Raw genomic sequence first — 16,279 nt, 5'->3', positions numbered from 1 at the left:
CAGGCAGCACTCGATGCTCATGCAGCAATCGCTGCTGGCGGCAAAGGCGGCGGCCGATGCCAGCAGCAAGCCGGCGGCGACGATGATTTTCTTCATGGTGTTCTCCAAATAAGTTGACAGGTAGTTGGCGTACAGGCCCGCTACTCTGGCGGGCGCCAGATGCTGTCGAACGGATCGGAGATATGCCGGCGAGGCGCCGGTGCGGAAACTTCGGCCCCGGCGGGCGGTGCCAGCGCCGGCGCTGCGGGCGCCGCCGCCAGCGGTGGTACGGCAGCGGGCAGGCAGCCCATGTCGATGCAGGCGGAGACCGGGCAGTCGGCATCCAGGCAGCAAGTGTGCACCGACTTCGCCGCTGCAACCGTATGGTTGAGCAGGAAGACCAGGGACAGCAGCAGGATGCGCAGGATTGCCATGGGCCGTATTTTACGCTGCTTCCGCTTCTTCGACCGGCGCGGAGCGCATCCACTGCACCAGCGGCCAGGCATCCTTAAAGGCGCCGGCGATCATTGGCAGCAGTTCTTCCGGCTTGTTGAGCGGAAGTTTGATTTCCTGGTAGACGAAGAAGCTCTTCAGCTTGATGAATTCGATGTGCTCGTGTTCGGGATCGAAGCCTTTCGGCGGGCGCTGCAGCTTGTGCTCCTCGGTGATGCTGCCGTAGCGTGCCTTCAGCGCTTTGTTGTTCAGGGCCTTCTTGAAGCCGGCCGCGTCGTTGACCATGTGGTTGCGCAGCGCTTTCAGGCGGTGCGGCGGCGGGATATATTCGCCGGCGCCGATGCCCAGCACGCCCTCGGGGCTGATCTGGAAGTACCAGGTCGGGCCGCCCGCCATGCTGGGGCGGCGCATATCGTTCGGCGCGATGGCGGCCGAGAAATGCGTCTTGTACGGGCTTTTGTCGTGGGCGAAGCGCACGTCGCGGTTGATGCGGAACATGGCCTTCTTCGGGTTGCAGAACTTGACCTGGGCGTCGAACTTGCCCAGCTCCGCGATCACCTGGGTCACCAGCTCCAGGAATTCCTCGCGCAGGATGTCGTAGCGCGGCTTGTTCATCACAAACCAGGGGCGGTTGTTATTGTCGGTCAGTTCGGTCAGGTAACGGGTCAGGTCGCGCAGGTGCATATTATTTCTTGGCGAGGGGGCGTTTGCCCACCGTGAGTTGAAGGTCGCTTTCGCGGCTCTTGCGCAGGATGCGCATGGTCGACTGGCCACCCGGGGTGAGCTGGGCGATCAGGTTCAGCATTTCGTTGGTGTCCTTGACCGGTTTGCCGTCCACCGACAGCAGGATGTCGCCCGGCCGCATGCCAGCCTTGTCGGCCGGGCCGTTGCGCACCACGCCAGCGATGATGGCGCCGGTGTCGCGCTGCAGGCCGAAACTGGTGGCCAGTTCCGGCGTGATTTCCTGCGATTCCACGCCGATCCAGCCGCGCACCACGTGGCCATCCTTGATGATGGCTTCCAGTACATTGCGCGCCGTGCTGACCGGGATGGCGAAGCCGATGCCGACCGAGCCGCCGGTCTGCGAATAGATGGCCGAGTTAATGCCCAGCAGGTTGCCCTGGGTGTCGATCAGGGCGCCGCCCGAGTTGCCGAAATTGATGGCGGCATCGGTCTGGATGAAATTCTCGAAATGGTTGATGTGCAGGTTGTTGCGGCCCAAGGCGGAAATGATGCCCATGGTGACCGTCTGGCCCACGCCGAACGGATTGCCGATCGCCAGCACCACATCGCCCACCTTGGCCTGCTCCACCTGGCCCAGGGTCACCGAAGGCAGGTTTTCCAGCGTGATGCGCACTACCGCCAGGTCGGTTTCCGGATCGGTGCCAACCAGTTTGGCCGGCGCCTTGCGGCCATCGGGCAGCACCACCTGGATTTCGTCGGCGGCTTCCACCACGTGGTAATTGGTCAGGATATAGCCCTGCGGGCTGACGATGACGCCCGAGCCCAGGCTGTTCTGGTCCTCGTCCTCATCGCGCTCGAAAAAGCGCTTGAAGAATGGATCACGCGACAGTGGATGCTTCTTGCGTATCGCCTTGGTGGTCAGGATATTGACCACGGCGGGCATGGCGCGGCCGGCGGCAGCGCGGTAGGAACCGGGAGAAGGCGGGCCGGCATCGGCCAGCAGGGCGGGACGGGCCACGCCCGCCGCAGCTGGTGCGGCGGGAGAGCCCCGCTGCACCGCCGTATACACAAAGTACAGTGCCAGGGCGATGGTCACCGTTTGTGCAAACAATAACCAGAGTCGTCGCATGGCTGCTTTGCTGCAAAAAGGAGGTTAACTCCTATTTTCGCAAAGAATCGCGAATTTCGCGCAGGAGCACGATATCTTCGGACGGCGGGGCTGGTTCGGCGGCAACTGCAGCCGGCGCTTCATCGCGGCGCAGCTTGGACACCAGGCGCACCATCTGGAAGATGACGAAGGCCAGGATGATGAAATTCAGCAGGATGGTGAAGAAGTTGCCGTAAGCCAATACCGCGCCCAGTTTTTTGGCTTCGACCAGGCTCAGGGTGGGTGCCTGGCCATTAAGCGGGACGTAATAGTTGGCGAAATCCAGGCCGCCCAGCAGCATCCCGATCGGCGGCATGATCACATCGGCCACCAGCGAATCGACGATTTTGCCGAATGCGGCACCGATGATCACACCGACCGCCAGGTCGATCACATTGCCTTTCATGGCAAATTCTTTGAATTCTTGCAACATTCCCATTACAGATCTCCTCGAAAGTTCATGGATTTGTATCAACTTTGCTGGATTTTCATGGAACGCGCAAGAGGCCGCTACGTGGGGATGGATTGGTGGAATGCAAGGTTTTGCTTTAATTCGTCTTCCCACTCCTTTATAATTTAAGGTTGCTAGAAGCTTTGTTAACTGTCTAATAAAGATTTCAGATTTTTGACTGATTGGGGTTTGTATGAGTAACGAGAAGCAGGTCGATTCGAGCCGTCGCGGTCTCCTCGTCGCCACGTGTGCGGCGGGTGGTGTGGTCGGTTTGGGTGCAACTGGCGCCCTGGTAAGCACTTTCCAGCCTTCCGAACGTGCGAAGGCCGCTGGTGCTCCGGTGGAAGTGGACATCTCCACGCTGCAGCCAGGCGAGATGAAAACCGTCGAATGGCGCGGTAAGCCAGTCTGGATCCTGAAGCGTACGCCGGAAATGGTGGATTCGCTGAAGAAGACCGAAGGCGCAGTCGCCGACGCCAAGTCCGAGCGTACCCCGGACATGCTGACGCCAGAATACGCCCGCAACCAGCACCGTTCCATCAAGCCGGAAATCCTGGTGGCCGTGGGTATCTGCTCCCACCTGGGTTGCTCCCCATCCTCCAAGTTCCAGACCGGCGCGCAGCCATCGCTGCCTGACGACTGGGCTGGCGGCTTCCTGTGCCCATGCCACGGTTCCACCTTCGACATGGCCGGCCGCGTGTTCAAGAACAAGCCAGCACCGGACAACCTGGAAGTGCCGCGCCACATGTACGTGGGCGATTCCAAGCTGGTCATCGGTAAAGACGAGAAAGGCGAGGCATAATCCATGGGCGCTTTCAAGGAAACCAAATTCCCTGCGGACGCACCAGCAGCGCAAAAGGCGCTGGGCTGGGTCGACGACCGTTTCCCGCTGACCAAGCTGTGGAACGACCAGTGGGGCAAGTACTACGCTCCTAAGAACTTCAACTTCTGGTACATCTTCGGTTCCCTGGCCATGCTGGTCCTGGTCCTGCAGATCGTCACCGGTATCTTCCTGACCATGCACTACAAGCCAGACGCTGGCCTGGCATTCGCATCGGTTGAATACATCATGCGCGAAGTCCCATGGGGCTGGCTGGTGCGTTATATGCACTCGACCGGCGCATCGGCCTTCTTCATCATCGTGTACCTGCACATGACCCGCGGCCTGATGTACGGTTCCTACCGCAAGCCACGTGAACTGATCTGGCTGTTCGGTTTCGCCATCTTCCTGTGCCTGATGGCCGAAGCGTTCTTCGGCTACCTGCTGCCATGGGGCCAGATGTCGTACTGGGGCGCACAGGTTATTGTTAACCTGTTCGGCGCGATCCCTCTGATCGGCCCTGACCTGTCGCTGTGGATTCGTGGCGACTACGTGGTGTCCGATGCGACCCTGAACCGTTTCTTCGCCTTCCACGTGATCGCCATCCCTCTGGTCCTGCTGGGCCTGGTGGCTGCGCACCTGATCGCACTGCACGAAGTCGGTTCGTCCAACCCGGACGGCATCGAAGTGAAAGAAAACCTGGGCCCGGACGGCCACCCAGTGGATTCGATTCCTTCGCACCCTTACTACACCGTGCACGACCTGTTCGGCGTATCCGTGTTCCTGACCATCTTCTCGGCTGTGGTGTTCTTCGCGCCGGAAATGGGCGGTTACTTCCTGGAATACAACAACTTCCTGCCTGGTGACTCGCTGAAGACCCCGCCGCACATTGCGCCGACCTGGTACTTCACCCCGTTCTACTCCGTGCTGCGTGCGACGACCGCCGACTTCATGTGGGTGCTGATGGGCGCGACCGCTGCTTACGTTTCCTTCGTATGGCTGAAGTCCAAGCTGGCCTTCATGACCAAGGCGATCATCGCTGCGATCGCCCTGGTGGCCATCATCGGCATGTTCCCATGGGCACTGGACGCCAAGTTCTGGGGCGTGGTGTTCTTCGGTGGTTCTGTGGTCATCCTGGCGTTCCTGCCATGGCTGGACCACTCGCCAGTGAAGTCGATCCGCTACCGTCCACAAGGCCACAAGTACGCATACCTGGGCCTGGGCGTGGCATTCGTTGCCCTGGGTTACCTGGGTGTACAGGCTCCTAGCCCAGTCGGCACCATCGTGTCGCAGGTTGCTACCCTGTACTACTTCGCCTTCTTCCTGCTGATGCCATGGTGGAGCACCATGGGTACGTTCAAGAAAGTGCCGGACCGCGTCACTTTCCATCCGCACTAATTGAACGACCAGAACGCTAAGCAAAGGACTAATAAATGATCTTTTCCAAGAAACTGCTGGCCCTCCTGGCCCTGGTACCTGCGCTGGCATTCGCCAGCGGCGGCGGCCACCCACTGGACAAAGCACCGGACCGTTCGCACAACATGGCTGCCCTGCAAAATGGTGCCAAGCTGTTCGTGAACTACTGCCTGAATTGCCACAATGCGTCGAGCATGCGTTTCAACCGCCTGCGCGACCTGGGCCTGACCGAAGAGCAGATCAAGAACAACCTGCTGTTCACCGGTGAGAAAGTCGGCGAGCTGATGACCACCGCCATGCCAGCCAAGGATGCCAAGGCCTGGTTCGGTACCGTGCCGCCAGACCTGTCCGTGATCGCCCGCGCCAAAGCGGGTCCGGATGGTTCGGGTGCCGACTACCTGTACACCTACCTGCGTACCTTCTACAAGGACGACACCCGTCCAACCGGTTTCAACAACCTGGTACTGCCTAACGCGGCAATGCCACACGTGCTGTGGGACCTGGAAGGCGTGAAGGCGGCCAAGTTTGAAGAAGTGGCTGATCCGCACGATCACAGCAAGAAGATCCACAAGTTTGCGGGCTTCGAGCAAGTGACCAAGGGCAGCATGACCAAGCTGGAGTACGACACCGCCGTGGCCGATATCGTAGGCTACATGGAGTGGATGGCTGAGCCAGCCGCGCAGAAGCGCAAGCAGCTGGGCGTATGGGTGCTGATCTTCATGTCGTTCTTCGCTCTGCTGGCATGGCGTCTGAACGCGTCGTACTGGAAAGAAGTTAAATAATGGCGTGCGCCGGTTCTCCGGCGCGTGTTTGCGCCGTCGGCCGGGTGCCGGCGGCTCAACTGGGGTGAACCGTTCGCGGTCTCGCCCCCTTTGTTTCTAAGGAACTACAAAACATGATGGTTCTCTACTCGGGCACTACCTGCCCATTCTCCCAGCGCTGCCGCCTGGTCCTGTTCGAAAAAGGCATGGACTTCGAAGTGCGCGATGTTGACCTGTTCAACAAGCCGGAAGATATTTCGACCATGAATCCATACGGCCAGGTACCGATCCTGGTCGAGCGCGAACTGATCCTGTACGAATCGAACATCATCAATGAGTACATCGACGAGCGCTTCCCGCACCCGCAACTGATGCCGGCCGACCCGCTGATGCGCGCCCGTGCCCGCCTGATGCTGTTCAACTTCGAGAAAGAGCTGTTCGTGCACGTGCACACGCTGGAAAGCGAGCGCAACAAGGCGAACGACAAGAGCCACGACAAGGCCCGCGCAGAAATCCGCGACCGCCTGACCACCCTGGCTCCGCTGTTCCTGAAGAACAAGTACATGCTGGGCGACGAGTTCTCCATGCTGGACGTGGCCGTGGCTCCGCTGCTGTGGCGTCTGGACCACTATGGTATCGAGCTGTCGAAGACCGCTGCGCCGCTGATGAAGTACGCTGAGCGTATCTTCTCGCGTCCTGCCTACATCGAAGCGCTGACTCCGTCCGAGAAAGTAATGCGCCGTTAATCCGGCCCTGCGGCGCGCCCCGGTGGGTGCGCCGCGCTCTATAGTTGTGAACATGGCAGAAATCTCCACCAAGCCCTATATGCTGCGCGCCATCTACGAATGGTGCACCGATTGCGGCTATACCCCTTACCTGGCTGTCAAAGTCGATGGCGCGACCCAGGTACCGATGGAATACGTCAAAAAAGGCGAAATTGTCCTGAATATCAGCTTCGGCGCCACTTCCGGCCTGAAGATGGACAACGACGCGATCCACTTCCACGCGCGCTTCGGCGGCGTGTCGCGCGAAATCTACGTGCCGGTCAATAACGTGATGGCGATCTACGCCAACGAAAACGGCCAGGGCATGGCGTTCGAACCGCTGCTGGGCCAAGCGCCCGCACCGAAAGCGCCGGTTGAAGTTGAAGACCAGCCGACCCCAGTGCCGACCCTGTCCTCCGTTCCAAGCGCCCCAGCACCGCGCAGCGAGGACGACAACGGCCCGGACGATGGCGGCGAACCGCCAAAGAAAGGCGGCCGTCCAACCCTCACCCGCATTAAATAGCGTATAATCGCGGCGAAAGTTTTACAGCCGGCTTAGCTCATCAGGTAGAGCAGTTGATTTGTAATCATCAGGTGGCGGGTTCGAGTCCTGCAGCCGGCACCAGCTTCACGAAAGCCCAGCCCTCACCGGCTGGGCTTTTTCATTTCGGCTTCACGCTTGTTTGATAGGGCCAGGGTATTGCGTGACGAGCCGGTCAGCGCTTAACAGCGTGATGCCTTCGACAGCCGCTTGTGCGATGAGCAGTCGGTCGAAGGGATCTCTGTGCAAGGGCGGAAGCGATAACAGCTCGAGAGCATGTTGCGCTTTAATGTCCAGCTCCACGTACATCTGATCGAGCAATCCGCGACGTAGCAAGCGCGGATCGACGGTGAAATTAGTGCGCCTTAGCGAACGCTTGATTGCTATCTCCCAAATGCTTGCAGCGCTGAAGTAGATTTCATTGCTCTCGTCTTCAAGAAGTGCGCGGGTTTCAGCGGACAAACGTCTGGGGCTGTTGGCTACCCAAATCAAGAGATGTGTGTCCAGAAGGATATTCACTCTCTTACCCCAAACATGTCCTCGATTTCGTCCCTGCCTAACTCATCAAAGTCATCGGGAACCAAGAACTGTCCCTCCAGAAATCCCAAACGTTGAACCTTTGGTTTGCCATCCGCCGCTAAGGCCGTGACTTTGACTAAAGGCTTGCCCGCTTTCGCAATGATGAATGGTTCTCCGTTCGCTGCCTCTTCGACGAGGCGGGAAAGGTGCGTCTTTGCTTCATGGATATTGAAAGTTTTCATCGTCGCCGCTCCCTTGCGGTGGACTAGACTAAGTTAGTTTAGTCCACCTGTCTTGCGGGTCAAGCGCGACGGGTGAACAGTGCGTCGAGCGAGAATTTTCCGGCGCCTTGGGCGATCAGGGGCAGCAGCAGGGCGGCCCAGCTCAGGTGGGTTGGCCAGGCTTGCGGGTAGACGAAGAGCTGGATGACGGCGGTCATACCCAGCAGGCCGAGGGCGGCGGTGCGGGTGAACAGGCCGGCGACCAAGAGCATTGGCAGGGCGTGTTCGGCGAAGGTGGCCAGCTGGGCGGCGATTTCGGGCGGGATCAAGGGAAGCATGTACTCGTACTGGAACAGCTGCAGCGTCGATTCTTTCAGCGTGAACCAGCCTTCTACCTTGGTGCGGCCGGAGAGGAAGAAGATGGCGGCCACCGCGAGACGTGCTGCGAGTAATTGCACTGAGGCGGGAAGCAGGCGTGCGGCTAGAGCGGGAAGGGCGGCGATGCCAGTGGCCGGGGCTGCGGCGTTGGCTGGGGCGTAGCGGGTGTTCATGGTGGGTCTCCTTTTCGCTTGATCAGGTGCGCCATTTGCCGTGGCGGGCCAGGGCGGCGGCGGCTTCGGCGATTTGTTGGGGTGTGGCGTCGGCGGGCAGCGCGATGGTTGGGACTGCGGCCGCGTCGGCGGCGGGGCGCGCGTCGGGGCTGGCCAGGACCAGGCCGATCACACGGGTGCGGCGTACTTGCGTGGTGGCCTTGGCTGCGTGGGCGGCGTTGCCGGTGCCTACGAAGACGGCTTCGGGCATGTGGAGCTTGTCGATGAAGTCGATCAGGTCCTGGCCGAGCGTTTGCGGTGCGGCGTCGCGCAGTTGCGGCAGCAGGACGTGGAAGCCTTGTGCGGCCAGCAGGCTTGCGGCTTCGGCATGTTGTTCAAGAAGTTGGCCGTGGCTGCGGGCTAGCACGATGGGGCGGCCATCTTCGGGGCCGGCGGTGTGATAGCCCGGGGCGTTGGCGACGGCGCGCAGGGCGTCCGTGGCGCTGTGCAAGGGCAGCGCGGCATCCGCCAGCGCCGGGGCGAATGCGAGGCTGGCGGCGCCGGCGAGGCCGGTCATCGCTGCCAGCAAGAAGAAACGGCGCGATTCATTCATTTTCAACTCCTGTGATCAGTTCACTGCCAAGCCAGTCGGCCAGCATGGCGCCGGCGCTGGCGATGCCTTGTTCTTCGCCTTCCAGCTCGACGAGCAGCGTGCATAGGCCGGCGAAGCTGCCGTTGTGCCTCAAGTGCGATAGCGCGGCGTATTCGGTGGCGTCCAGCGCACGTAAGCAGGATGTGAAGCCGCGCCGCCATACGAGCAGGCCACCGGGGGCGGGGAGCATTTCGCTTTCGGGCTGTTCGCCGTTGTGAAGGGCGAACCAGAGGTCGGCGGCGTTGGTGGTGGCGGGGCGCAGGTGCGAGGTGGGTGTCAGGTGCAGTTTGGCTTGTTCCCAGTTGACGGCGGCCAAGGCTTCAGCGGCGACAGGCGCGGCGTCGGGGTCGACGAAGGACTGGCCGAGGGCGTGTTCGATCCATGCCAGCTCGTGCAGGTCGGGGTTGTCGGGGAAGAGCGCCATCAGCGTGTGCGCGAAATCGTCACCGTAGGCGTCCAGGGTCCAGGCGTGGGGTGGGTGGTGGTTGATGTGCGTGGCGGCGGCGTGCAGGAAGGCTTGCTCGCCAATGAAGGCGTTTAGCAGGGGATAGCTCTCTTGCAGGCAGCCGACCAGCGCGGCGCGGTAATTGTTCTGGTAGACGGCGTGGCCGAGGGCGACGCGCGGGTCGTGGAGCGGCGCGGCTGCGGCGGCGGTGAGCTCGGCGTGGAAGCTGCGCTGGAGGTCGGCGAGGTTCATGCTGCCTCCTTGTGTGCGGCGAGGCGGCGGGCGGTGTCGAGTTCGGCCAGCAGGTCGGCCAGTGGCGGGATATCGCCATCGCGTTCGATCATGGTGGCGACATCGCCGCAGCGGGCGATGGTTTGTGCGTAGAGCGACCACACGGCGTCGTTGACGGCGCTGTCGTGGGTGTCGATCAGCAGGCCGTTGCCCTGGCTGTGGCCGGCGAGGTGGATCTGCTGAACGCGGTCCATCGGTACGCCGCGCAGGAAGTCCTGCGGGTCGAAGCCGTGGTTGCTGGCGCTGACGAAGACGTTGTTCACGTCCAGCAGCAAGCCGCAGCCGGTGCGCCTCGTCATGGCGGAAATGAACTCCCATTCCGTCATGCTCGACTCGGCATAGGTCAGGTAGCTGGAAGGGTTCTCGACCAGCATGGTGCGGCCGAGTGCTTCCTGCGCCTGGTCGATGTTGTTGCAGATGATGTCGAGCGCTTCCTGCGTGTAGGGCAGCGGCAGCAGGTCGTGCGAGTTGAAGCGGCCGATGCGCGACCAGCTCAAATGGTCGGAGACGAACAGCGGTTCGACTTCATCTACCAGCGCGCGCAAGCGCGCCAGGTAATCGGAACGTAAGCCGTCGGCCGAGCCGAGCGACATCGACACACCATGCAGCACCACCGGATAGCGCTGGCGCACGCGGCGCAGGATATCGCGCGGCTGGCCGCCTGCGACCATGAAGTTCTCCGAGATCACTTCAACGAAATCCACATCGACGTCGCCGTCGAGGAAATCGCTGTAATGTTCGCGGCGCAGGCCGAGGCCGAAGCGTTGTGCGTGCATGGTATGCCTCCGTCGGTGGCTTACTTCTTCTCGGTCAGGGTGCCGCCCAGTGCCTTGCACTCGGTCGGCGTTTTCACCAATACGCCCTGGCCCTTGCATTCGTTCAGGCCTTTGCAGTCGTTCTTGGCGGTGGCGCACAGGCTGGTGCCTTTGCAGGTGTTGATGCCGTAGCAGCGGCCCGGTTCCTCTTTCACCTTGTCGGCGGCGAAGGACGGTGCAGCCAGGGTAGCCAGTGCGATCAGGGCGGCGGCGCCGGCCAGGGAAGTGCGGGTTTTGGTAGCGATGGACATGGTGTTCTCCTTGGATTTAAAGGACGCTGCGGGCAGCGTCTTCGATGACTTTCACAACCGCTTCCGGCTGCGAGACTTGTACTGCATGGCTTGCTGCGACTTCGGTAACTTTGGCGCCGGCACGCTGGTACATCCAGCGCTGCAGCTCCGGGCTGACCAGGCGGTCTTGCGTGGCGACGATGCCGTAGCTCGGCTTCTGGTGCCACATGGCGAACCAGCTCGGCGTCCCCATCAGCACATTGCTGACCGGGACCTGCGAGGCCGCCATGAAGTTGACGCGGTTCGGCGTCAGGTCGGCGGCCAGGTCGTTGCGGAACTGTGCACGGTCGTAAAACAGGAAGCCGGCGCGGTCGGGCCGTGCGCCTTCGCCGGCGGCCGGCATGGATGCCAACAGCTGCTGCGAGGTTTCGCCGACTTCCGGCATGAGGCCTGCCACGTAGACCAGCGCTTTCACCTTGTCGCCGGTGGCGACGTTGGACATCACCGCGCCGCCGATGCCGCTGGCGACCACCACCACATTGCCGAACTGCTGGAAGATGGTCTTGCGGGCGATGGCGATATCGTCGTCCAGCGAGGTATGCGGCAACTGGGCGACGGTGACGTTGAATCCTTTCAGGCTCAAGGTGTCGTGCACCAGGCGCCAGCTGGAGGCATCAAGGAAGGCGCCGGGGATGATGACGACGTTCTTGGCTGCCGGCGCCGCCGCTTGCGCGGTGGCGGCAGCGCCCAGTGCCAGGGCCAGGGCGGTGGCAACGATACGCTTCATCATTTCGCCTTCAGCGAGCCGTAGCCCTTAGGGGTCTTGATGGTGGTGCAGGTGCCTTTTTCGACCAGCATCCAGGCGTCGCCCTGGTAGTCGGTCTTGGCGGTGCCGGCGCACGAAGTGCCTGGGCCTGCGGCGCAGTCGTTCTGGCCGGCTTTCGCCACGCCGTAGCACTTCTCCATTTCTTTCTTCGGTTCGGCGGCGTGCGCGGCGCTGGCGCACAGTGCGATGGCGAGGGTTGCTGCGATACCTGCGTAAGTGGTTTTCATAATCTTGGTCTCCTTGGTTAAGGTGTGACCAGATTAAGGGGGTAGTGTGTATCGCTTGTGTCGGCCGCGTCGGCCGTGATGGCGGGGAATGTATCTGGCGCGGGGCCAGATACATTGGCATACAAAAATGTTACGGCAGAGTGTTCACGTCGACGGTCGGCTGCTGGCCGGTCGCTGGGCGGGTGAAGTACTGGTTGATGGCGACGTTAGGGCTGAAGAAGCCGCCATTACGCAGGTAGAACTTACCATCCTGCAAGCCACCAGCGTAGTCCAGGCGCTGCGCGTTGGCTGCCGTGGCATCGCCGGTGAAGCGTGCCGTCACCAGCTCGGTCCAGGCGCCGCTGGTGCTGCGTGCCCACTGGTTGTTGAACTGTACGCGACGCTCCATATAGCCGTTGGTGTCGATGAAGTTCTCGAGGAAGGAATAGACGCCGGCGTGGTAGGTCGTGGTGGCAGGGCGCTTCCAGGTGGCGATGAAGCGCCAGGCGTTGGTTTCCGGCGCGTAGAACCAGGCCGAGAAGTCGGTGGCGCCGGCGCCGTCCGGTGTGGCGCGGGTGATGAAGCGGTAGGTATTGCCGGCTACCCAGTTGTACAGCAGGTAGGACTGGCCACCAGTGCCTTCGCCGCCAAAACCGTTATCGACCACCCCCGGGCCTTTGCGCACCAGGGTGGTTTTGGCGCCATTGTCGGCATCCCAGATCGAGAACAGCACGCGGCGCTCGGTGGTCGAATTGACCTGGATGCCGAAGTAGCCGCCGTTAAAGCCGTTGGACATGAAGTAGGAGCCGATCTTGTCCTCGCCCACCGGCACCATCATCTCGTTGTAGAAGTACTCGGTGTTGGCCGGTACGGTATAGCCGATGTGGACCGACGGACCGCGGCGCGACCAGTAGTAATTGGCGGCATCGTTGGCGTAGTTCAGCGGTGTCGTGGTACTGACGCGCAGGGTGGAAACGTCGCCGAAGTAGCTGCCGGACTTGCTCACGCCTTGCAGGTCCACGCGCACATAGCCGGCGGCAGGCACGTTGATGGTGCCGACCGCGTAGGTCCGGGTATTGCCCTTGGAGAGGTTGACGTCGAACGGCGTGCCGTTGGCGGTGACGCGGATCTTGCTCGAATTGCTGCCTGCCAGGCGCGCATCCAGCGACAGCGTGGCGCTGCCGGCGGCCGACATGCGGAACCATAGGCTGGTGACGGTGCTGGCGCTGGTCCAGTTGGCCAGGCCGCTGCTGTTGATGACCTCGGTCGCGCCCGGGGCGGCGCTGGTGACGAAAGCGTTGCCGGCCAGCGCCACCACAGCGTCGGGCGCTGCGGGCGCGGCTTTTTTCAGCAGGGAAGCGAAAGTTTCTGGCTGGCCTGCTTGCGCGGCAATCGCAGAAAACGCAAGAAATACTGCAAACAATCTTCGTTTCATCATTGTCTCCTTTCGATTTATCGGATAATGCGAAAGGTAAACTATATTGAAACGAAAGTTAACGCAAGCTCTGCATGATACGCGTGCTATCGATGCGTTTGGCCAGTTTGCGGCCCTGGCTGTGCAGGCGCTGCATGGCGTCGTCGATCTCCCCCTGGCGTGGCTGCAACGGCGCCAGGGAGCGCGCCAGCTTGGGCAGCAGTTCGCGCTGCAGGAAGCGTTCGCCCATCTGGCTCAATTGCCAGGCTACCGCACCCAGGCCAAGGAAGAAGGCGATGATGAAGCCGTTGTCCATGTTTTCCGGCGCCTGCTGGCGCAGCGCCATCAGCACCACAACGCAGAACGCGAAGGCGCCGCCGATTGACCACCACACTTCGCGGTCCAGACGCGTGGCGGATTCATATTCGTCGAGGGCATCGGCCTGCAGGCGCAGCGCGGCGTCGATCTGGCGGCGGCGCTCCGATTCGTCGAGCAGCAAAGGCGCTTCGCGCATGCGCGCGGCGGCGGCCAGTGCATCGGCGTGGCGGATCGACAGGTGGGGATTGGTGGTTTGTTCCAGCTGCACCAGCGGCAGCTGCTCGGCGCTCAGGCGCGTGTAATGGCCGGTTTCCATCGGCAGCACCATGCCGCAATCGCAGCAGGTGCGCTGGTATCCGGCCAGTTCGCCTTTGGTCACGGTGATATACCACAGGTGCCATGCCATCCCGATGCGCTGCACCGAGAAGGCGCGTGCCGCCCGGCATACGGGGCAGTAATCGGCAACGTAGCCAGCATGCGAGTAGACCGGCTTCCTGCCCCAAACGAAGATCATGCTTTCCTCCCAAGCGGCAAAGGCGTGCCGGTTCGCGCAGCCATTATAGGCGCGCCATCGCCGCCGTGGGATTACGCTGCGGCCTTCTCCTCGCGCAGCTCGCGGCGCAGGATCTTGCCGACGTTGGACTTGGGCAGCGTATCGCGGAACTCGATGTGCTTGGGCTTCTTGTACGCGGTCAGCTGCTGCTTGCAGAAGTCCATCAGCTGCTCGCTGGTGAGCGAGGCATCGCGGCGCACGACGAACAGTTTGACCGCTTCGCCAGAATTGGCATCGGGTACGCCGACGCACGCGCATTCCAGCACCATCGGGTGGGCCGCCACCACGCATTCGATTTCGGTCGGGTAGACGTTGAAGCCGGACACCAGGATCATGTCCTTCTTGCGGTCGACAATGCGCACGTACCCTTGCTGGTCCATGATGCCAATATCGCCCGAGCGGAAATAGCCGGAAGCCGTCATCACGCCAGCGGTTTCATTCGGCCGGCGCCAATAGCCGGCCATCACTTGCGGGCCACGGATCGCAATCTCGCCGCGCTCGCCGAACGGCAGCGGGTTGCCCGCATCGTCGATGATGGCAACTTCGGTGGAAGGCACCGGCAAGCCGATGGTGCCGCTGAAGCCTTGCTGGTCGGTGCGGCACAGCGTGGCGGTAGGCGCAGTTTCGGACAAGCCGTAGCCTTCCAGGATCGGGCTGCCGGTGGCGGCCTGCCAGCGCTCGCTCACCACCTGCTGCACCGCCATGCCGCCGCCCAGCGTGATGCGCAAGCCGGAGAAGTCGACCTGCTCCAGGCCCGGCTGGTTCAGCAAGGCGTTGAACAGCGTGTTCACGCCGGGGAAGAAGTTGACGCGGTGTTTCGCCAGCTCCTTCACAAAGCCGGCCATGTCGCGCGGGTTGGGGATCAGCAGGTTCATTGCGCCCCAGCGCGCGCCCATCAGCATGCAGGCGTTCAGCGCCAGGATGTGGTACAGCGGCAGAGCGCAAACCGTGATGACTTGCCCGTCGCGCTGGATTTCCGCCAGCGCTGGCGCGGCCCAGGCGTCGTTCTGCAGCATGTTGGCGATCACATTGCGGTGCGTCAGCGTGGCGCCCTTCGACAGCCCGGTGGTGCCGCCGGTGTATTGCAGGAAGGCGATGTCGTCATGTCCCATCTCGAATGGGGCCAGCGCCTGGCCGGCCCCGGCGCGCAAGGCGGCACGGAACGGCACGGCGCCCGGCAGGCTGAATTCGGGCACCAGCTTCTTCACCTTGCGCACCATGAAGTTGACCAGCGGGCCTTTGGCAAAGCCCAGCATGTCGCCCATGCTGGCGACCACGATATGTTTGATGCGGGTGCGTGGCAGCACCGCCTGCAGTGTGGTGGCAAAGTTTTCGAGGATGAAGATGGCTTCCGCCCCCGAATCGGCCAGCTGGTGTTCCAGTTCGCGCGCGGTGTACAGCGGATTGACGTTGACCACGGTGCAGCCGGCGCGCAGCGCAGCCGCCACGGCGATCGGGTACTGCAGCACATTCGGCATCATCACAGCCACGCGCGCACCTTTGGCCAGGCCGCGCGACTGCAGCCAGGCCGCCATGTCGTGCGAGTGGTGGTCCCAGTCGCGGTAGCTCATGGTGCTGCCCATGCAGGCATAGGCTTTGCGTTCCGAGAAGCGCGAGAACGATTCTTCCAGCAGTGTGGGCAGCGAGCGGTATTGCTCGGGATCGATGGTGGCGGGAATGCCTTCTGGGTAGGATTTGAGCCAGACTTTTTCAGTACTCATGCGGTCTCCTCTCTTATGCGCATCAAAGCGTGGGTTTTGTCATCGGCGCCGGGGCCGGCCACCGTGGTGATTTGTTCCGGTTGCAGCTCGCGCCCATCGGCCGCGCGGATGCCGACGCCCGCCACCGGCAGGCCGGTGGCTTTTTCCACCAGTGTGAGGCGGGCGCCTTGCGGGTTTGGCGCCCACTGCTCGCCCCATAGCGTCATGGCGGCGAGGATGGGGTAGAGCGAACGGCCCTTGTCGGTCAGGCGGTAATGGACGATGCGCGCATCTTCGTGCGAAGGCTGGCGCTGCAGGATGCCGTTGTCCACCAGCTTCTCCAGCCGCCGCGCCAGGATGCTGGTGCTGATGCCCAGGTGCTGCTGGAATTCCTGGAAGCGGCTCATGCCGCAGAAGGCATTGCGCAGGATGACCAGCGACCACCACTCGCCCACCTGTTCCAGGGTCTGGGCGATCGGGCAGTTCATGTCCTCGAACGAAGTTTTGCTCATGAATTTACTTTATTGCAATTACTTCGGTAAC

22 protein-coding genes and 1 tRNA gene are annotated in these 16,279 nt (G+C 62.0%); 6 read left to right on the top strand and 17 right to left on the bottom strand.

Annotation, left to right across the window (positions count from 1 at the left end):
- Positions 1-140: 140 nt before the first annotated feature.
- The 4 genes from AAHE99_RS19110 to mscL are packed head-to-tail and all read right to left on the bottom strand — an operon-like array spanning position 141 to position 2,702.
- A complete protein-coding gene (locus tag AAHE99_RS19110) occupies positions 141-413 on the bottom strand; it encodes a hypothetical protein (protein WP_342118937.1) in 273 nt (90 codons plus the stop codon).
- 10 nt (positions 414-423) lie between these two features.
- Positions 424-1,116, bottom strand: coding sequence for a DUF2461 domain-containing protein (locus AAHE99_RS19105; RefSeq protein ID WP_342118936.1), 693 nt, complete (start codon positions 1,114-1,116; stop codon positions 424-426).
- A 1-nt stretch (position 1,117) separates the two neighbouring features.
- Positions 1,118-2,245 carry a trypsin-like peptidase domain-containing protein gene (locus AAHE99_RS19100; protein WP_342118935.1) on the bottom strand — a complete coding sequence of 376 codons (1,128 nt, stop codon included), beginning with the start codon at positions 2,243-2,245 and terminating at the stop codon, positions 1,118-1,120.
- Between the two features lie 31 nt (positions 2,246-2,276).
- On the bottom strand, positions 2,277-2,702 hold the full coding sequence (gene mscL, locus AAHE99_RS19095; protein WP_342118934.1) for a large conductance mechanosensitive channel protein MscL: 426 nt from the start codon (positions 2,700-2,702) through the stop codon (positions 2,277-2,279).
- 205 nt (positions 2,703-2,907) lie between these two features.
- Between mscL and petA the strand changes: the two genes are divergently transcribed.
- The 6 genes from petA to AAHE99_RS19065 all read left to right on the top strand — a co-directional run bounded on the left by petA (position 2,908) and on the right by AAHE99_RS19065 (position 7,100).
- A complete protein-coding gene (gene petA, locus AAHE99_RS19090; protein ID WP_342118933.1) occupies positions 2,908-3,516 on the top strand; it encodes a ubiquinol-cytochrome c reductase iron-sulfur subunit in 609 nt (202 codons plus the stop codon).
- 3 nt (positions 3,517-3,519) lie between these two features.
- Entirely contained in the window at positions 3,520-4,932 is a 1,413-nt protein-coding gene (locus tag AAHE99_RS19085; RefSeq protein WP_342118932.1) for a cytochrome b, read from the top strand.
- Positions 4,933-4,967: 35 nt separating this feature from the next.
- A complete protein-coding gene (locus tag AAHE99_RS19080) occupies positions 4,968-5,732 on the top strand; it encodes a cytochrome c1 (protein WP_342118931.1) in 765 nt (254 codons plus the stop codon).
- Positions 5,733-5,845: 113 nt separating this feature from the next.
- The gene (locus AAHE99_RS19075; RefSeq protein WP_130316072.1) at positions 5,846-6,457 is read left to right on the top strand and encodes a glutathione S-transferase N-terminal domain-containing protein; all 612 of its coding nucleotides are present in this window, start codon (positions 5,846-5,848) and stop codon (positions 6,455-6,457) included.
- A gap of 52 nt (positions 6,458-6,509) precedes the next feature.
- Entirely contained in the window at positions 6,510-6,998 is a 489-nt protein-coding gene (locus AAHE99_RS19070; protein ID WP_342118930.1) for a ClpXP protease specificity-enhancing factor, read from the top strand.
- Positions 6,999-7,024: 26 nt separating this feature from the next.
- Positions 7,025-7,100, top strand: a tRNA-Thr gene (locus AAHE99_RS19065).
- 48 nt (positions 7,101-7,148) lie between these two features.
- On the opposite strand, the gene AAHE99_RS19060 is transcribed toward AAHE99_RS19065, so the two are convergent.
- The 13 genes from AAHE99_RS19060 to AAHE99_RS19000 all read right to left on the bottom strand — a co-directional run bounded on the left by AAHE99_RS19060 (position 7,149) and on the right by AAHE99_RS19000 (position 16,248).
- Positions 7,149-7,535 carry a type II toxin-antitoxin system VapC family toxin gene (locus tag AAHE99_RS19060; RefSeq protein ID WP_342118929.1) on the bottom strand — a complete coding sequence of 129 codons (387 nt, stop codon included), beginning with the start codon at positions 7,533-7,535 and terminating at the stop codon, positions 7,149-7,151.
- Positions 7,532-7,777, bottom strand: coding sequence for a type II toxin-antitoxin system Phd/YefM family antitoxin (locus tag AAHE99_RS19055; protein WP_342118928.1), 246 nt, complete (start codon positions 7,775-7,777; stop codon positions 7,532-7,534). Before AAHE99_RS19055 ends, AAHE99_RS19060 begins: the two co-directional genes overlap by 4 nt.
- 59 nt (positions 7,778-7,836) lie before the next feature.
- Positions 7,837-8,307 (bottom strand): DoxX family protein, encoded by a 471-nt coding sequence (locus AAHE99_RS19050; RefSeq protein WP_342118927.1) that lies wholly within the window; start codon positions 8,305-8,307, stop codon positions 7,837-7,839.
- Between the two features lie 22 nt (positions 8,308-8,329).
- Positions 8,330-8,899: a hypothetical protein gene (locus tag AAHE99_RS19045; protein ID WP_342118926.1), complete on the bottom strand. Its 570-nt coding sequence runs from the start codon at positions 8,897-8,899 to the stop codon at positions 8,330-8,332.
- On the bottom strand, positions 8,892-9,635 hold the full coding sequence (locus tag AAHE99_RS19040) for a DNA-binding domain-containing protein (RefSeq protein ID WP_342118925.1): 744 nt from the start codon (positions 9,633-9,635) through the stop codon (positions 8,892-8,894). Before AAHE99_RS19040 ends, AAHE99_RS19045 begins: the two co-directional genes overlap by 8 nt.
- On the bottom strand, positions 9,632-10,450 hold the full coding sequence (bufB, locus tag AAHE99_RS19035; protein WP_342118924.1) for an MNIO family bufferin maturase: 819 nt from the start codon (positions 10,448-10,450) through the stop codon (positions 9,632-9,634). Before bufB ends, AAHE99_RS19040 begins: the two co-directional genes overlap by 4 nt.
- Positions 10,451-10,470: 20 nt before the next feature.
- Entirely contained in the window at positions 10,471-10,740 is a 270-nt protein-coding gene (gene bufA2 / locus AAHE99_RS19030; RefSeq protein WP_342118923.1) for a BufA2 family periplasmic bufferin-type metallophore, read from the bottom strand.
- Between the two features lie 16 nt (positions 10,741-10,756).
- The gene (locus tag AAHE99_RS19025; protein WP_342118922.1) at positions 10,757-11,509 is read right to left on the bottom strand and encodes an alpha/beta fold hydrolase; all 753 of its coding nucleotides are present in this window, start codon (positions 11,507-11,509) and stop codon (positions 10,757-10,759) included.
- Positions 11,506-11,772, bottom strand: a complete 267-nt coding sequence (locus AAHE99_RS19020) for a BufA1 family periplasmic bufferin-type metallophore (protein ID WP_342118921.1) — start codon at positions 11,770-11,772, stop codon at positions 11,506-11,508. Before AAHE99_RS19020 ends, AAHE99_RS19025 begins: the two co-directional genes overlap by 4 nt.
- A gap of 130 nt (positions 11,773-11,902) precedes the next feature.
- On the bottom strand, positions 11,903-13,186 hold the full coding sequence (locus AAHE99_RS19015; RefSeq protein WP_342118920.1) for a DUF3472 domain-containing protein: 1,284 nt from the start codon (positions 13,184-13,186) through the stop codon (positions 11,903-11,905).
- Between the two features lie 58 nt (positions 13,187-13,244).
- On the bottom strand, positions 13,245-13,997 hold the full coding sequence (locus tag AAHE99_RS19010) for a hypothetical protein (RefSeq protein WP_342118919.1): 753 nt from the start codon (positions 13,995-13,997) through the stop codon (positions 13,245-13,247).
- Between the two features lie 71 nt (positions 13,998-14,068).
- Positions 14,069-15,757 (bottom strand): long-chain-fatty-acid--CoA ligase, encoded by a 1,689-nt coding sequence (locus AAHE99_RS19005; RefSeq protein WP_342118918.1) that lies wholly within the window; start codon positions 15,755-15,757, stop codon positions 14,069-14,071.
- On the bottom strand, positions 15,754-16,248 hold the full coding sequence (locus AAHE99_RS19000; protein WP_342118917.1) for a winged helix-turn-helix transcriptional regulator: 495 nt from the start codon (positions 16,246-16,248) through the stop codon (positions 15,754-15,756). Before AAHE99_RS19000 ends, AAHE99_RS19005 begins: the two co-directional genes overlap by 4 nt.
- Positions 16,249-16,279 lie beyond the last annotated feature (31 nt).

This window comes from Pseudoduganella sp. OTU4001 (assembly GCF_038440195.1).
Classification (GTDB): domain Bacteria; phylum Pseudomonadota; class Gammaproteobacteria; order Burkholderiales; family Burkholderiaceae_D; genus Rugamonas.
Note: the sequence above shows the minus strand (reverse complement) of the source record. Positions and strands in the feature narration are given on the sequence as shown.

Excerpts from the sequence above, each read along its gene's own strand:
- AAHE99_RS19100 (WP_342118935.1), bottom strand. The coding sequence starts at position 2,245 with ATGCGACGACTCTGGTTATTGTTTGCACAAACGGTGACCATCGCCCTG.
- AAHE99_RS19070 (WP_342118930.1), top strand. The coding sequence starts at position 6,510 with ATGGCAGAAATCTCCACCAAGCCCTATATGCTGCGCGCCATCTACGAA.
- AAHE99_RS19055 (WP_342118928.1), bottom strand. The coding sequence starts at position 7,777 with ATGAAAACTTTCAATATCCATGAAGCAAAGACGCACCTTTCCCGCCTC.
- AAHE99_RS19105 (WP_342118936.1), bottom strand. The coding sequence starts at position 1,116 with ATGCACCTGCGCGACCTGACCCGTTACCTGACCGAACTGACCGACAAT.
- AAHE99_RS19015 (WP_342118920.1), bottom strand. The coding sequence starts at position 13,186 with ATGAAACGAAGATTGTTTGCAGTATTTCTTGCGTTTTCTGCGATTGCC.
- AAHE99_RS19025 (WP_342118922.1), bottom strand. The coding sequence starts at position 11,509 with ATGATGAAGCGTATCGTTGCCACCGCCCTGGCCCTGGCACTGGGCGCT.
- AAHE99_RS19080 (WP_342118931.1), top strand. The coding sequence starts at position 4,968 with ATGATCTTTTCCAAGAAACTGCTGGCCCTCCTGGCCCTGGTACCTGCG.
- petA (WP_342118933.1), top strand. The coding sequence starts at position 2,908 with ATGAGTAACGAGAAGCAGGTCGATTCGAGCCGTCGCGGTCTCCTCGTC.
- AAHE99_RS19085 (WP_342118932.1), top strand. The coding sequence starts at position 3,520 with ATGGGCGCTTTCAAGGAAACCAAATTCCCTGCGGACGCACCAGCAGCG.
- AAHE99_RS19045 (WP_342118926.1), bottom strand. The coding sequence starts at position 8,899 with ATGAATGAATCGCGCCGTTTCTTCTTGCTGGCAGCGATGACCGGCCTC.
- AAHE99_RS19075 (WP_130316072.1), top strand. The coding sequence starts at position 5,846 with ATGATGGTTCTCTACTCGGGCACTACCTGCCCATTCTCCCAGCGCTGC.
- AAHE99_RS19040 (WP_342118925.1), bottom strand. The coding sequence starts at position 9,635 with ATGAACCTCGCCGACCTCCAGCGCAGCTTCCACGCCGAGCTCACCGCC.
- AAHE99_RS19050 (WP_342118927.1), bottom strand. The coding sequence starts at position 8,307 with ATGAACACCCGCTACGCCCCAGCCAACGCCGCAGCCCCGGCCACTGGC.
- AAHE99_RS19000 (WP_342118917.1), bottom strand. The coding sequence starts at position 16,248 with ATGAGCAAAACTTCGTTCGAGGACATGAACTGCCCGATCGCCCAGACC.
- bufB (WP_342118924.1), bottom strand. The coding sequence starts at position 10,450 with ATGCACGCACAACGCTTCGGCCTCGGCCTGCGCCGCGAACATTACAGC.
- AAHE99_RS19110 (WP_342118937.1), bottom strand. The coding sequence starts at position 413 with ATGGCAATCCTGCGCATCCTGCTGCTGTCCCTGGTCTTCCTGCTCAAC.
- mscL (WP_342118934.1), bottom strand. The coding sequence starts at position 2,702 with ATGGGAATGTTGCAAGAATTCAAAGAATTTGCCATGAAAGGCAATGTG.
- AAHE99_RS19020 (WP_342118921.1), bottom strand. The coding sequence starts at position 11,772 with ATGAAAACCACTTACGCAGGTATCGCAGCAACCCTCGCCATCGCACTG.
- AAHE99_RS19010 (WP_342118919.1), bottom strand. The coding sequence starts at position 13,997 with ATGATCTTCGTTTGGGGCAGGAAGCCGGTCTACTCGCATGCTGGCTAC.
- bufA2 (WP_342118923.1), bottom strand. The coding sequence starts at position 10,740 with ATGTCCATCGCTACCAAAACCCGCACTTCCCTGGCCGGCGCCGCCGCC.
- AAHE99_RS19005 (WP_342118918.1), bottom strand. The coding sequence starts at position 15,757 with ATGAGTACTGAAAAAGTCTGGCTCAAATCCTACCCAGAAGGCATTCCC.